The 14,756-nt window shown below is 65.2% G+C and carries 13 protein-coding genes; 9 read left to right on the top strand and 4 right to left on the bottom strand.

Going from position 1 to position 14,756, the window contains the following annotated elements; all coding sequences use genetic code 11:
• The first annotated feature begins 40 nt into the window (after window positions 1-40).
• Together IC762_RS01080 and IC762_RS01075 are read left to right on the top strand one after the other, a co-directional pair.
• Window positions 41-1,489 (top strand): ammonium transporter, encoded by a 1,449-nt coding sequence (locus tag IC762_RS01080; RefSeq protein WP_195786825.1) that lies wholly within the window; start codon window positions 41-43, stop codon window positions 1,487-1,489.
• A gap of 195 nt (window positions 1,490-1,684) precedes the next feature.
• Window positions 1,685-2,089, top strand: a complete 405-nt coding sequence (locus tag IC762_RS01075; RefSeq protein ID WP_195786824.1) for a GFA family protein — start codon at window positions 1,685-1,687, stop codon at window positions 2,087-2,089.
• Between the two features lie 16 nt (window positions 2,090-2,105).
• Here the strand turns inward: IC762_RS01075 and IC762_RS01070 are convergent, their stop codons facing one another.
• Window positions 2,106-2,942, bottom strand: a complete 837-nt coding sequence (locus IC762_RS01070; RefSeq protein ID WP_195786823.1) for a DUF4349 domain-containing protein — start codon at window positions 2,940-2,942, stop codon at window positions 2,106-2,108.
• 231 nt (window positions 2,943-3,173) lie between these two features.
• Between IC762_RS01070 and IC762_RS01065 the strand changes: the two genes are divergently transcribed.
• The 4 genes from IC762_RS01065 to IC762_RS01050 all read left to right on the top strand — a co-directional run bounded on the left by IC762_RS01065 (window position 3,174) and on the right by IC762_RS01050 (window position 8,767).
• A complete protein-coding gene (locus IC762_RS01065) occupies window positions 3,174-4,400 on the top strand; it encodes an aminotransferase class I/II-fold pyridoxal phosphate-dependent enzyme (RefSeq protein ID WP_195786822.1) in 1,227 nt (408 codons plus the stop codon).
• Window positions 4,401-4,416: 16 nt separating this feature from the next.
• A complete protein-coding gene (locus IC762_RS01060; protein ID WP_195786821.1) occupies window positions 4,417-6,909 on the top strand; it encodes a DNA translocase FtsK in 2,493 nt (830 codons plus the stop codon).
• Between the two features lie 97 nt (window positions 6,910-7,006).
• A complete protein-coding gene (locus tag IC762_RS01055; RefSeq protein ID WP_195786820.1) occupies window positions 7,007-7,801 on the top strand; it encodes an outer membrane lipoprotein carrier protein LolA in 795 nt (264 codons plus the stop codon).
• A gap of 150 nt (window positions 7,802-7,951) precedes the next feature.
• Window positions 7,952-8,767 carry an exodeoxyribonuclease III gene (locus IC762_RS01050; RefSeq protein WP_195786819.1) on the top strand — a complete coding sequence of 272 codons (816 nt, stop codon included), beginning with the start codon at window positions 7,952-7,954 and terminating at the stop codon, window positions 8,765-8,767.
• Window positions 8,768-8,915: 148 nt separating this feature from the next.
• On the opposite strand, the gene IC762_RS01045 is transcribed toward IC762_RS01050, so the two are convergent.
• A complete protein-coding gene (locus tag IC762_RS01045) occupies window positions 8,916-9,356 on the bottom strand; it encodes a cyclic nucleotide-binding domain-containing protein (protein ID WP_195786818.1) in 441 nt (146 codons plus the stop codon).
• Between the two features lie 57 nt (window positions 9,357-9,413).
• The gene (locus IC762_RS01040) at window positions 9,414-10,100 is read right to left on the bottom strand and encodes a response regulator transcription factor (protein ID WP_008142830.1); all 687 of its coding nucleotides are present in this window, start codon (window positions 10,098-10,100) and stop codon (window positions 9,414-9,416) included.
• A gap of 217 nt (window positions 10,101-10,317) precedes the next feature.
• Between IC762_RS01040 and IC762_RS01035 the strand changes: the two genes are divergently transcribed.
• Together IC762_RS01035 and IC762_RS01030 are read left to right on the top strand one after the other, a co-directional pair.
• Window positions 10,318-10,896 carry a L,D-transpeptidase family protein gene (locus tag IC762_RS01035; RefSeq protein ID WP_195786817.1) on the top strand — a complete coding sequence of 193 codons (579 nt, stop codon included), beginning with the start codon at window positions 10,318-10,320 and terminating at the stop codon, window positions 10,894-10,896.
• Window positions 10,897-10,982: 86 nt separating this feature from the next.
• The gene (locus IC762_RS01030) at window positions 10,983-11,768 is read left to right on the top strand and encodes a 2-keto-4-pentenoate hydratase (RefSeq protein WP_195786816.1); all 786 of its coding nucleotides are present in this window, start codon (window positions 10,983-10,985) and stop codon (window positions 11,766-11,768) included.
• A 168-nt stretch (window positions 11,769-11,936) separates the two neighbouring features.
• Here IC762_RS01030 and IC762_RS01025 read toward each other — a convergent pair whose 3' ends face one another.
• Window positions 11,937-12,641, bottom strand: coding sequence for a YggS family pyridoxal phosphate-dependent enzyme (locus IC762_RS01025; protein ID WP_195786815.1), 705 nt, complete (start codon window positions 12,639-12,641; stop codon window positions 11,937-11,939).
• 104 nt (window positions 12,642-12,745) lie between these two features.
• Here IC762_RS01025 and IC762_RS01020 point away from each other — a divergent pair, with 104 nt between their 5' ends.
• Complete coding sequence (locus IC762_RS01020) at window positions 12,746-14,437, top strand: sensor domain-containing diguanylate cyclase (RefSeq protein ID WP_195786814.1); 1,692 nt, start codon at window positions 12,746-12,748, stop codon at window positions 14,435-14,437.
• The last annotated feature ends 319 nt before the right edge of the window (window positions 14,438-14,756 follow it).

Here is a 14,756-nt window from a genome sequence, read left to right as displayed (position 1 = left end):
TTCGCGCTCAAACCTAAAGAGACCTCAGGAGTAAAATAACATGACGTTCAAGCGTCCCTACGGCGCGGGACTGGCGGCCCTCGCAATCGGCATGTTCGCCGCGAACGCAGCCTACGCCGAACCTACCGTCAACAAGGGCGACAACGCCTGGATGCTGACCTCGACGGTGCTGGTTCTGCTGATGACGATCCCCGGCCTCGCGCTGTTCTATGGCGGCCTGGTCCGTTCCAAGAACATGCTCTCGGTGCTGGCGCAGGTGTTCTACACCGTCTGCATGGTCACCGTGCTGTGGGCCCTCTACGGCTACAGCCTCGCCTTCACCGGCGGCTCCGACTTCATCGGCGGCTTCTCCAAGGCCTTCCTGATGGGCATCACGACGGACTCGAAGGCGGCGACCTTCTCGGTCGACGCCAACATCTCCGAGCTGGTCTATATGTGCTTCCAGATGACCTTCGCGGCGATCACCCCCGCCCTGATCGTCGGCGCCTTTGCCGAGCGCATGAAGTTCGCGGCGATCGCGCTGTTCATCCCGCTCTGGGTCACGCTGATCTACTTCCCGATCGCGCACATGGTCTGGTACTGGCCGGGCCCGGACGCGATCCAGGATGCCGCCAAGGCGCTCGCCGCTGCGGCTGACGGCGCGGCCAAGACCGCGGCGCAGGCCAAGCTCGACGAGATCAACGCCGACGCCGGCTGGATCTTCAAGAAGGGCGCCATCGACTTCGCCGGCGGCACCGTCGTGCACATCAACGCCGGCATCGCCGGCCTGGTCGGCGCGCTCCTGATCGGCAAGCGCACCGGCTACGGCAAGGAGCTGATGGCTCCGCACTCGCTGACCATGACCATGATCGGCGCCTCGCTGCTCTGGGTCGGCTGGTTCGGCTTCAACGCCGGCTCCAACCTCGAAGCCAATGGCGGCGCCGCGCTCGCCATGACCAACTCCTTCGTGGCGACCGCCGCGGCGGCGCTGGCCTGGATGTTCGCGGAGTGGATCATCAAGGGCCATCCCTCGCTGCTCGGCGCGCTCTCGGGTGCGGTCGCGGGCCTCGTCGCGGTGACGCCGGCGGCCGGATACTCCGGTCCGATGGGCGCCATCGTGCTCGGCCTCGTGGTCGGCGTGGTCTGCCTGTTCTTCTGCACCGTCGTGAAGAACGCGCTCGGCTATGACGACTCGCTCGACGTGTTCGGCGTCCACTGCGTCGGCGGCATCATCGGCGCGCTCGGCACCGGCATCCTGGTCAACCCGGCACTCGGCGGTGCGGGCATCATCGACTACACTGCGATCCCGCCGAAGGTCGCCGACTACGACTTCGCGGCGCAGATGATCTCGCAGTGCTGGGGCGTCTGCACCACGCTGGTGTGGTCCGGCATCGGTTCGGCGATCCTCTACAAGATCGTCGACGTGATCGTCGGCCTGCGCGCCAATGTCGAGACCGAGCGTGAAGGCCTCGACATCACCGAGCATACCGAGCGCGCCTACAACATGTGAGTTCTCCCGGGACTTGGCGCCCTCCGGCGCCAGGTCCAGAACTACGGCCCGGGCACATACCCGGCAATGCCCGGACCGTTGAGGGGCTCCAGCGCAAGTTGGAGCCCCTTTCTTTTTTCTCCGCTTGAGAAAATAATATCGGAAAGGCCTGCCATCGTAGAACGACAGCCAAATCAACAAAACCGGGAGGACGTCATGAAGGTCGAAGGCGGATGCTATTGCGGCAAGGTGCGCTACCAGGCCGAGGGCGAACCGATGATGGCGGCGCAGTGCCTGTGCCGCGAATGCCAGTACATCACCGGCGGCGGACCGAACCTGTTCATGGCGATGCCGGTCGCGGGCTTCAGATACACCGCAAGCGAGCCGAAGCAGTTCGCCCGCACCGATCTCGAGCGCGCCGTCACCCGCGAGTTCTGCCCGGAATGCGGCACGCATCTGGTGACCAAGGTGCCGGGCCTGCCCGCCACCATCCTGAAGGTCGGCACCTTCGACGACCCCAGTGTGTTCACCCCGCAGCTGACGATCTACACCTGCGACAAGCAGACCTTCCATCATCTGCCCGACGGCAAGCCGTCGTTCGAGAAGCTGCCGGCGCATTGAGGTCGTCATGGCCAGGCTACGGCGCCGCGCGCGACCTCCACCGCCGCAGGCCGCGGCGTGCAAGCCACCAGACCAGCGCGATCACCGGTAGCCAGGGCACCGCGGCCGCGAGGAACGAAATCAGCCAGGCGGCGGAGTTCGCCGCTGTCTGGCTGATGGTGCTGAACGCCTGGGTGATCGGCGACAGGTCGGCGCCGCCGACCAGCCCGGTGACACCGAAATAGGAAATTTCGACCCGTATCGTATCGGTGCGGGTACGTATGGCGTCGCGCTGGGCCGTGATGGCCTCTATGTCGCTTTGCGCCTGCGCCAACTCCTTCTCGATCGTGATGAGGTCGGCCGCCGTCTTGGTGGTCTGGTCGCGCAGCATCGCCGTGAGGCGGTCGCGTAACATGGTTTTGGTCTCGAGCCGCCGTTCGGTATCGACGATGGGCATCGTCAGGTCTTCCGCCGATTGCGCATGCATGATGACGCGCGCGGGCGGTGCGGCGAGCACGGCGGCAAGGGCCTCAAAGGCTTCCGGCTTGATGCGCAGCGACGTGCGGGCGCTGATCCGGCCTTCGTTGGCGCGGTCGATCGATGTGCTGAGGATCGTGCAGCCGAACTTGGCGCATTCAGCCAAATGCTTCTGCTGGATCGCTTCGAGGTCAGCGCTGGGGACCCGGAGCGTGTAGCGATGCGTGATCGCCGTCAACTGCCGCGGCGACGCATCGGCCTGCCTTGCCGACGCCATCATCGGCAGATCGTACTGAACGGAATTGCCTTGAACCGCATTGTTCGGCGCAGGCGAGCACGCGGCCAGCAATGGCAGCACCACAAGCATCGCCCAAAACGGCCGACCGATCGCAGTCATTGATGTCTCCACCCGGTTGCAATGGTTTTCGGGATCAAGATCGGGAACATTGCGGCGCGGCGGTGACCGCGATCCACGTCGTGGCCGGTAAAATAGCCTCCTGGCGTCCGCCGAGCCGCCCCACCCTCGATGGTTAATCGCGTCTTAACCTCGCCCTATCTATGGTGATTTGATCGGTTTACGGTTCGGCTCTCCCACCCCGACCGCAGTGAAAGTGCTGGCATCTCGAACATGGCAATGACCGCCTCATCCGGCGTGGCGCAGGGCGCCGGCAATGTCGCATCCGCCGGGCAGGCCGAGCGTTCCCCGTTCCTGCGCACGACCGAGCTGCTGGCGCCGTATCAGCCGGCTAAGCCATTGATTACGCTGTCCTTGGGTGAACCCCAGCATCCGGTGCCTGATTTCGTCGGGCCGGTGCTGGCCAAGCACACCGCCGATTTCGGCCGCTATCCGATCGCCAAGGGCATCGAGCCGTTCCGTCGTGCGGTCGCGACCTGGCTCGGACACCGATTCCACCTGCCGCGGCCGGTCGATCCGGAGAGCGAGATCCTGGTGCTCAACGGCAGCCGCGAGGGGCTGGTATTCGCCGCGATCGCGGCCGCCCGCTACGTCGCCCCGCGCAAGGGGCGGCCGGCGATCCTGATGCCGAATCCGTTCTATCCCGCCTATGGCGCCGGCGCCCGCGCCGCCGGCTGCGAGCAGATCTATCTGCCGACCACGCTCGCCAACGGCTTCCTGCCCGACCTCGATGCGATCGACGAGGCGATGCTGGCGCGCACCGTTGCCTTCTTCATTGCCTCGCCTGCCAATCCGCAAGGCGCGGTCGCCACGCCGGCTTACTTCGCGCGCCTGAAACAGCTCGCCGACCGCCACGGCTTCATCATCCTGAGCGACGAGTGTTATTCGGAGATCTACACCCGCGAGGCGCCGGGCAGCATGCTGAAATACGCCGGGCCCGACTTCGCCAACGTCGTCGTGTTCCAGTCGCTGTCGAAGCGCTCGAACCTGCCGGGCATGCGGATCGGCTTTGCTGCCGGCGACAAGAAGTTTCTCGCCGCCTACCACGAGCTGCGCAATGTCGCCGCACCCCAGGTGCCGGTGCCGCTGCAGCACGTCGCGGTTGCCGCCTATAGCGACGAGGCGCATGTCGAGGAGAATCGCAGGCTCTATCGCATCAAGTTCGATTTCGCCGACCAGATCCTCGGCAGCCGCTACGGCTACAAGCGGCCGGCCGGCGGCTTCTGCGTCTGGCTCGACGTCTCCGATCGCGGCGGCGACGAGGAGGCCGCGGTCAGGCTCTATCGCGACGCCGGCGTGCGGGTGATTCCCGGCAGCTATCTGGCGCGCGTGCAGAACGACGGTTCCAATCCGGGCGCGGGCTATATCCGCCTTGCGCTCGTCTCCGACAGCGAATCCACAGCCGAGGCGTTGCATCGGCTGGTCGAAACCCTGGGTTAATCGGCAAGCGCGAAGATTGAGCATGCCAGCGATCGAACGAGTCATCCCCCTGGTCGGCCATCTGCCGCACTCCATGCGCGAGGCGCTAGCGCGGCGCTTGCGCGAACTCACCGGGCTCGGCCTGATCGCGCTGTCCGGGGTCATTGCCGCGGCGATGATGACCTGGTCGGTGCAGGATCCCTCGCTCAGCCACGCCACCTCGCGCGCGATCCGCAACGTGCTCGGCTATCCCGGCGCGATCGGCGCCGACCTCCTAATGCAGATCCTTGGGCTCGGCGCCATCATGCTGATCCTGCCCGTCGCGGTGTGGGGCTGGCGGATGCTGACGCATCGCCCGTTCGACCGCGAGGCACTGCGGCTCGGCTGCTGGATCCTCACCACGGTGATCGCGGCGGGCTTTGCCAGCTGCTGGCCACACAACACGGCGTGGCCGCTGCCGACCGGGCTCGGTGGCGTGGTCGGCGATGCGCTGGTGCGCGCGCCAGCCGTCGTGTTCGGGCCGCCCGGCTTCATCTATCGCGTCGTGCTCGGCCTCGTGCTGTTCATCGCGATGACGGCTTGCTTCCTGTTCGCCTGCGGCTGGGGCGCCGAGGAGCAGGACGACGAACTGACGCCGATTGCCGATGACGACGAACCGTTCGTCGAAGACGAGGACAAGGACCGCGGCTCGGTCTCGCTGGGCTGGCTGTTCCACGCGCTAATGAGCGCGAAAGCGCGGCTCGGCTGGCTGTTCACCACCGCCTACAAATCGCTGGTGTCGAGCGCAGCGCAGGGCCGCGCGAGCGCCTTCGAGCGCCAGGAGCCCAATATCGGCGGCGGCCGCGCCGCGCCCTCGATCGCGCCGGCGGGCGAGGATCACGACGACGAAGACGAGCCCGAGGCCTTCGACCGCGGCGGCGAGGACGAAGACGACGACGAGGAGGACGAAGCCCCGGTCGCCCGCGCCCCGCGCAAGAAGGCCGAGCCGAAACCGAAGAAGAAGAATTCCGACAAGTTCGAGCTACCGTCGGTCTCCGTGCTCAGCGCGCCGAAGGCGAGCGATCGCCAGCCGCTCAACAAGGCTGAGCTGGAAGCCAATTCGCGTTCGCTCGAAGGCGTGCTGCAGGATTTCGGCGTGCGCGGCGAGATCGTCAAAGCCAATCCCGGCCCGGTCGTGACGTTGTACGAATTGGAGCCCGCGCCCGGCATCAAATCGTCGCGCGTGATCGGCCTGTCCGACGACATCGCGCGCTCGATGAGCGCGCTGTCGGCCCGCGTCGCCGTAGTCGCCGGCCGCAACGCGATCGGCATCGAGCTGCCGAACGCGCATCGTGAGAAGGTCTACCTGCGCGAGCTGCTGGTCGCCAAGGAGAGCACCGAATCGGTGGCGAAGCTGCCACTCTGTCTCGGCAAGACCATCGGCGGCGACCCCGTGATCATCGACCTTGCCCGCACGCCGCATATGCTGATCGCCGGCACCACCGGCTCCGGCAAATCGGTCGCGATCAACACCATGATCCTGAGCCTGGTCTACCGGCTGCGGCCGGATCAGTGCCGCCTGATCATGGTCGATCCGAAGATGCTCGAACTTTCCGTCTATGACGGCATCCCGCATCTGCTGACGCCGGTCGTCACCGATCCGAAGAAGGCGGTGGTGGCGCTGAAGTGGGCCGTGCGCGAGATGGAAGAGCGCTACAAGCGGATGGCCAAGCTCGGCGTCCGCAACATCGACGGCTACAACCAGCGCCTCGTCGAAGCCAAGGGCAAGGGCGAGGAGCTGACGCGCACGGTGCACACCGGCTTCGACAAGGAGAGTGGCAAGGCGATCTACGAGGAAGAGAAGCTCGACCTCGAGCCGCTGCCCTACATCGTGATCATCGTCGACGAGATGGCCGATCTGATGATGGTCGCCGGCAAGGACATCGAAGGCGCGGTGCAGCGCCTTGCGCAGATGGCGCGCGCCGCCGGACTCCACGTGATCCTCGCGACGCAACGTCCCTCGGTCGACGTCATCACCGGCACCATCAAGGCGAACTTCCCGACCCGCATCGCCTTCCAGGTGACGTCGAAGATCGACAGCCGCACCATCCTGGGCGAAATGGGTGCCGAGCAGCTGCTTGGCCAGGGCGACATGCTCTACATGGCCGGCGGCGGCCGCATCAGCCGCGTGCACGGTCCCTTCGCATCGGATGAAGAAGTCGAGAAGGTGGTGCGTCACCTCAAGACGCAAGGTCAGCCGGAATATCTCGAAGCCGTCACCGCGGAAGAACCGACCGACGAAGATGGCGGTGCGGTATTCGATGCCACGGGCATGGGTGGCGATGGCGGCGGCGATCTGTTCACGCAGGCGGTTGCGATCGTCAAGCGCGACCGCAAAGCCTCGACCTCCTACATTCAGCGCCGGCTGCAGATCGGCTATAACCGCGCCGCCTCGCTGATGGAGCGGATGGAACTGGAAGGCATCGTCGGCCCGGCGAATCACGCCGGTAAGCGCGAGATCCTGGTCGCGGAAGAGGAAGGCCAGTTCTGATCCGGATCATCACGGAAAAACCATATCTCCCTCGGAAGAGGCGGGATAAAGTCTCAATCGAGCGGGACGAGCGTCGAACAGAGATCTGATATATCTGATGGCAAATCACCTCACTCACCGCGGCACGCGTTACGCACTGGCACTCCTCGTTTCCGCCGCGCTCGCCGGTGCCGCCACGGCGCAGAACGCGCCGCCGGTAAAACCCGCGCCCAAATCCGCACCGAAGAAGGATGCCGCGCAAGACAAGGGTCCGGCGACGACCAGCGCGACCCAGCCGGAGCCGAACCCGGTGATTCCCGATCCGCGCCGCAACGTGCCCGCCAGCATCTTCCAGACCTTCGACGCCAACCAGAAGGCGCAGGCCGCAAAGGTCTCGAGCTATTTGTCGTCGCTGCAGACCCTGGTCGGCAATTTCGTGCAGGTCGGGCCCGACGGCAGCAAGACCAAGGGCGATTTCTACATCCAGAAGCCGGGCAAGGTGCGTTTCGAATATGACGATCCGAGCCCGGTCGAGATCATCGCCGACGGCTCGTCGGTGGCCGTGCGCGACCGCAGGCTGGCGACGCAGGACATCTATCCGCTGTCGCAGACGCCGCTGCGCTATCTGCTGTCCGACCGCATCGACCTGATGAAGGACACCAACGTCGTCAGTGTCACCGCGGACGACGTGTTCGTCAGCATCACGATCGAGGAGAAGCAGGCGCTGGTCGGCACCTCGCGCCTGATGCTGATGATCGGCGCCAAGGACGGCAAGCTCAAGCAATGGACCGTCACCGATCCGCAAGGCTACGACACCACGGTCGCGGTCTACAATCTCGACGTGACGCAGAAGCCCGACCCGGCGCTGTTCAAGATCGATTTCACGACCTATCCCGGGACATCGCCGGGCTGACGGTCCCGTAGGGTGGGTTAGCGAAGCGTAACCCACCGTTTCTCGCGCGGACAGGTGGTGGGTTACGCCTTTGGCTAACCCACCCTACGAAATCCCGCCTGTGGACAAAGCATCATCCGCCGCCGAGAACCGTGCTAAGACGCAGCTCTCATGCGGTTCTCCGTCACCACCTGGAACATCAACTCGGTGCGCCTGCGCATCGACATCGTCGCCAAATTCCTGAAGAGCGCGCGGCCGGACGTGCTGTGCCTGCAGGAGACCAAATGCATCGACGATGCCTTTCCGCTGAAGCGCTTCAAGCGGCTCGGCTATGAGCATGTCGCGCTGAACGGACAGAAGGGCTATCACGGCGTCGCCATCGTCTCACGCCTGCCGTTCGAGACCACCGACATCAGGACGTTCTGCGACAAGATCGATTCGCGCCACATCTCGGTCTCGTTCGGCGCCAAGGCCGAGCTCGCAAAGCCGCTGGTGCTGCATAATTTCTACGTGCCGGCCGGCGGCGACATTCCCGATCCCGCGCTCAATCCGAAGTTCGAGCACAAGCTGCAATTCCTCGACGAGATGAAGAGTTGCGAGCCGCTGCATCCGCGCGGCGACGACCGCCATATCCTGGTCGGCGACCTCAACGTCGCGCCGCATGAGAACGACGTGTGGTCGCACAAGCAGCTCTTGAAGGTCGTCTCGCACACGCCGGTCGAGACCGAGAAGCTGCTCGCAGCCCAGGCCCATGGCGAATGGTTCGACATCGCGCGCGAAAGGATCCCGATGTCGGAAAAGGTCTACACATGGTGGAGCTACCGCGCCGCCGACTGGACCGTCGGCGACCGCGGCCGCAGGCTCGATCACATCTGGGTGTCACGCGCGCTGAGGGATCACGTCAGCGACTTCAAGATCACCCGCGACGCCCGCAGCTGGGAGCGCCCGTCGGACCATGTGCCGGTGACCGCGGTGCTGGAGGTGTAGTCCACTGTCGTCCCGGCGAAGGCCGGGACCCATCACCACAGGGCTCGGAAACTGGCAAAGCCGTCGACCCGCGTGCCCAAAGAGCGGCCGCGGCGTATGGGTTCCGGATCGCGCTCGCTGTGCTCGCTTGTCCGGGACGAACAAGTCGTCACGTGCTCAGCTTCGCGCCCGCCATCAGAATATCGCTCGCGAGCTGACTAGTCCGCAGCGCGAGCTCGTCGCGCAGGCGTCGCGCGGCGGCGGGGTCGCTTTCCAGCACGCGCTGGAACAGGCTGCGGGCGACACGGATGACGGAGGCGCGCTCCAGCGCGGTTGCGGTCGACGGCCGCTTCATCGCCACGATCAGCGCGAGCTCGCCGATCAGTGCGCCGGGGCCGGCGACGATCTCGGCGCCGCCTTCCTCGACCCGGAAGGTGCCGCGCTGCACGATATAGCCGGCGTCGGCGACATCGCCGGCGGCAAACAGCACGTCACCTTCATTGAAATCGCGTTGCTCGGAGCCGATCGCCAGCATGCGCAGCGAGCCTTCGCCCAACAGACGCATTGTCGGGACCCGCTCGAGCAGGGCTACGTCATCATCGATCGACATTCAGGGCCGGTGACCGGGGTGCGCCTCGATTTCACGAATCGTTGAGCGCAAAGCGTATCACGGCACCAGCTTGTAGCCACCGGCTTCCGTGACCAGGATTTCCGGGTTGGCGGCGTCCTTCTCGATCTTCTGGCGAAGACGGTAAATGTGGGTCTCGAGTGTGTGGGTGGTCACACCGGAATTGTAGCCCCAGACCTCCTGCAGCAGGGTCTCGCGCGACACCGGCATCTGGCCGGCGCGGTACAGGAAGCGCAGGATCGCGGTCTCCTTCTCGGTCAGCCGCACCTTCCGGGCGTTGGCCGCGGTCAGCATCTTGGAGCCCGGCCGGAACGAGTAGGGGCCGACCGAGAACACCGCGTCCTCGCTGGCTTCGTGCTGGCGAAGTTGCGCCCGGATGCGGGCGAGCAGCACCGCGAACCGGAAGGGCTTGGCCACATAGTCGTTGGCGCCGGATTCCAGGCCCAGAATGGTATCGGAATCGGTGTCGTGCCCGGTCAGCATGATGATCGGGGCCTTGAAGCCGCCCTTGCGCAGGGAGCGGACCACCTCGCGGCCGTCGGTATCGGGCAGGCCGACATCCATCAGGACCAGATCGGGAGAATTGGCTTTGGCGGCGCTGGCGCCCTTGGCGCCGGTATCGACGGCGGAAGCTTCGAATTCCTCGTGCAGCGAGAGCTGCTCGACCAGCGTATCGCGCAGATCGGTATCGTCATCCACGATCAAGATCTTGCGGGCATTGGCCATAGGTTACAATCCTTCGGGGGCGGGATGGTCAGAAGCGGACAGCGCTCATGGCCGAGACTTAGCGAGACACACCTTGTGTAGATATGAGTTCAGGTAGGCGATTGTTACCGATTCACAAGGCGGGGCAGTCTACTCCAGAATCGGCCGGCGGGAGGTGAATGTCCTGTAATCCCGCCGAATAGAACAACCAAGGGTGCGAAGGCAAGTTTGGATTGGAATGATTCTCAAAGGAAAGTCAGCTATTTCAGTCACTTATACGACAGATTCACGTGATCGCCCGCTCTCTTTGATCCGCGTGCACCGCGCTGCCGGCGACCCCCGCCGGGGCTGGCTCACGGCAGATGGCTGGACTGTGCCGGTGGCACTCGGGCGTGGCGGCATCCTCGCCAACAAGCGCGAGGGCGATGGCGGCACCCCGCGCGGCAGCTTCCATCCGCTCCGCCTGTGGTGGCGCGCCGACCGTTTTCCGCGGCCAAAGACCTTGCTGCCGACCCGGCCGATCCGCCCCGAAGACGGCTGGTGCGAGGACCCCGCCGACCGCCATTACAACCAGCCGATCCGCCTCGGCGAGGCGCAAGCCGGCGATCACCTGACGCGCCAAGACCACCTTTACGATTTCATCGTCGAGATCGACCACAACGCGCGACCGCGCATCGCCGGGCGCGGCAGCGCGGTGTTCCTGCATCTGGCGCGAGCGAATTTCTCGCCGACCGCCGGCTGCGTCTCGATGACGCCAACCTCGATGCTGCGGTTGTTGCGGCGGATGGGGCCGCGGACCAAGATCGTGATCGGGTAGATCGCAGGCCATCCATCTTCTCTCGTGCCAACACGGCCGTTGATGCTGATACCGTGCCCAACCAAGAAAATTCCCGGGAGCGAAACATGCTCGATGCCAACCAGATTTCCGCCGCCTCGCAAGAGCTCAATGATCACTGGCGCGCCGGCACCAAGCTCGGCGCGCTCGATGCAGCGATCCGGCCGCGCGACCGCGCCGAGGGCTACGCCGTACAGGCGGCGCTGGAAAAGACCTCACGGGAAAAACTGTTCGGCTGGAAGATCGCCGCAACCAGCGCTGCCGGCCAGAAGCACATCAACGTCGCAGGTCCCTTGGCCGGACGCATCCTCGCCGAGACCGTGATCGCCGACGGCGGCACGGCGCCCATGCATGGCAACGAGATGCGCGTCGGCGAGCCGGAATTCTGCTTCCGCATGGCGCGCGACTTGCCGCCGCGCACCTCCGCCTACAGCGTAAACGAAGTGCTCGACGCCGTCGCCACGCTGCATCCGGCGATCGAAATTCCGGACTCGCGCTTCGCCGAATTCACCGCCGCCGGCGAGGCGCAGCTGATCGCCGACAACGCCTGCGCGCATCTGTTCGTGCTCGGACCCGCAACGTCCGCCGACTGGCGAGCGATCGATCTGGTCGAGGAGCGCCCTGTCATCACGCTGCGCGGCGAGCGCTATATCGGTCACGGCAAGAACGTGCTCGGCGATCCCCGTGTCGCGCTCGCCTGGTGCGCCAACGAATTGCGCGAACTCGGCATCACGCTGCGGGCAGGGGAGGTCGTCACGACAGGCACCTGCCACCCGCCACTGCCGATTGCTGCGGGTGATGCCTTCGCCGCGGATTTCGGCGCGATCGGAAAAGTGTCGGTGCGGTTCGCGTAAGGTAAGCGCTCGCTACAAATTCGGTGTCGTCCCGGCGCAGGCCGGGACCCATAACCACCAACGCAAATTGGTTTGCAGAGCTGTGGCCGCAGCTCATTCCAACAACTCGATCTTGTGGTAATGGGTCCCGGCCCCCGTGCGCAACTGCGCACTAGGCCGGGACGACTGTTAAATATGCACCTTCGGCCGCGTCCCAAAAATCGCCGAGCCGACCCGCACATGCGTCGCGCCCATCGCGATCGCGACCGCGAAATCCGCGCTCATCCCCATCGACAAATTCCGCAGCCCGTTGCGCGCGGCGATCTTGGCGCAGAGCGCGAAATGCGGGGCCGGCGCATCGTCGACCGGCGGGATGCACATCAAGCCTGAAATCGTCAGACCATACTTGTCGCGGCACGCGGCGATGAAGCTATCTGCGTCCTGCGGCGCAACGCCGGCCTTCTGCGGCTCCTCGCCGGTATTGATCTGGACGAACAGTTCCGGCTGCTTGCCCTGAGATTTGATTTCCTTGGCTAACGCTTCGCAAATGCTGGTGCGATCGACGGAATGGATCGCATCGAACAGCGCGACCGCCTCCTTGGCCTTGTTCGACTGCAGCGGCCCGATCAGATGCAGCAGCAGTCCCGGCGTAGCCTGGGTCAATTCCGGCCACTTAGCCTTGGCCTCCTGCACGCGATTTTCGCCGAATACGCGCTGTCCGGCGGCAATAATGGGCGAAATCGCGTCGGCAGCGAAGGTCTTCGACACCGCGATCAGCGTCACCGAGGCGGGATCGCGCCGCGCTTCCTTGCAGGCGCGCGCGATCTCCTGTGTCACGGCGGCGAGGCCGCTTGGTGAATCAGCCGATAACGGCGCGGTTTGGCTTTTCGTCATGCTTGTGCCGTTCTCTGACAGATGGCGGGCTTGGCTCGAATTTTACCAAATTCGGGAAAGGCTTTTTGAAGCCCTTGGTCCTACCTTGGCGCCCGGGCAAGGGAATGTCGGGTGTGACTTTCAATCGCAATCGGGTCAAACTCAAGAAGCTTCTGGGCATTCGTGCCCGGCTGGCGTTGCTTGCCCTGATGCTGGTCGCGCCCTTGATGCTCGACCGCGTCCGCACGCTGGAGGATTCCCGCGCCAAGCAGATCGCGCAGGCCGCGGAGGGCTATGCCAATCTGACCAGCCGCGCCGCCGAGACCCAGCGCGAGGTGGTGTCCTCGGTCGAGACCATGCTGAAATCGGCGGCCTATATCCGCGCCTCCGGCGGCATTGCACGGAGCTGCGAGGTGCTGCGCGCCAGTCTGCCGACCATCCTGCCCTGGATCCGCAGCATCATGTTCGTCTCCCGGGACGGGCTGGTGCAGTGCTCCACTCTCAATCTCCAGGTTGGCTTGGATATCGGCGACCGCGACTATTTCAAGAAGGCGCAGGAGACGCGCGGCTTCGTGTTCAGCGACTATCTGCGCGGCAAGACCAATGGCCGGCCGATGATGATGGCCGCCTATCCGCTGGCCGCGATCAATCCGGAGCTGGATGCCGTCGTCGTCGCCGGCATCAACATCGACTGGCTGTCGCAGATCATGGCCAATCTCGGTGGCCAACCCGGCATGTCGGCGGTGCTGGTCGACAGTACCGGCGTGGTGATCGCCGCACCATCGGACCATGCCAGCCTGATCGGCCGCTCGCTCGACACCATTCCCCTGATGTCGGCGATTGCGGAGAAGGCGCTGAGCTATGACGAACCGTCCGGCTCGGTGTCGTTCACCGCCTCCGACGGCGCACAGCGCACGCTGAGCTTCGCGAAGATCGCCGGCACCCAGTCGCGGCTGATCGTGAGCATGGATGAAGCCAAGGTGACGGCCGCGATCAACCGCGAGATCCGCACCGCCTTCCTGCAGCTCGGCTTCGTCTGCCTGTTCGTCCTGCTGGGTGCCCTGGTCGGCGCCGAGCGGCTGGTGATCCATCCGATCGAGCTGATGACCGGCATGGCGCGGCGGTTCGGCGAGGGCGACTGGGCCGCGCGCGTCGCCAAGAACAAGCTGCCCGCCGAATTCGTGCCGCTGGCGCGCGCCTTCAACGCGATGGCCGCCCAGCTCAGCCAGCGCGAGCGCGAGCTGATGGCGTCCAACGATCGCCTCACCGTGATGGCGTCGATCGACGCGCTGTCGGGGCTTGCCAACCGCCGCGGCTTCCAGAGCCGGCTCGACTTCGAATGGATGCGCGCCTTGCAATATGACTGCGCGCTGTCGCTGCTGATGATCGATGTCGATCATTTCAAGCTCTACAACGACACCTATGGCCACCCCGAAGGCGACGCCTGCCTCAGCAAGATCGGCGCGACGCTGGCCGGAATCGCCGCCGACGGCATGGGCTTCGCCGGCCGCTATGGCGGCGAGGAATTCTGCCTGCTGCTGCCGAACACCGATACCGCCCACGCGCTTGCGATCGGCGAGACGGTGCGCACCGCCATCCTCGGCCTCGCCGTGCCGCATTGCACGTCGAGCCACAACATCGTCACCGTCAGCGTCGGCGTCGCCACCACAAAGCCGAACGACACCCAGCGCCCCGGCGATCTGATCGAAGCCGCCGACGCCGCCCTCTATGCCGCAAAGCATCGCGGGAGGAATGCCGTGGTCGAACATGGCTTCGTGAAAATGATGGACGAAGCCGGCATGGCGCTGGCGAGCTGAACTGTTACCGACCGACCTCCCTCCCCTTGCGGGCAGGGGCGCACTGCCAAAAATATCGAAAACAACCCCATGCAAAGGTGGCCGCGGACTACCGGTTGAAACCACATATGGGGCTGTCATCGCCCGGCTCGACCGGGCGACCCAGTACGCCGCGGCCCCTCGGCTCAAGCACTGCTGCCTCTGGCATACTGGGTCACCCGCCTGCGCGGGTGACGACACCGGAGGGGTCCGGCCCGACCGGGCGTGGCAGGCTCGGTGCAACTCACCCACCTTCGCAGGCCCCAAGCCGTTGACCCCACGGGCGTTTCTGTGGCCTAGT

Source organism: Bradyrhizobium genosp. L (genome assembly GCF_015624485.1).
Classification (GTDB): Bacteria; Pseudomonadota; Alphaproteobacteria; order Rhizobiales; family Xanthobacteraceae; genus Bradyrhizobium.
Note: the sequence above shows the minus strand (reverse complement) of the source record. Positions and strands in the feature narration are given on the sequence as shown.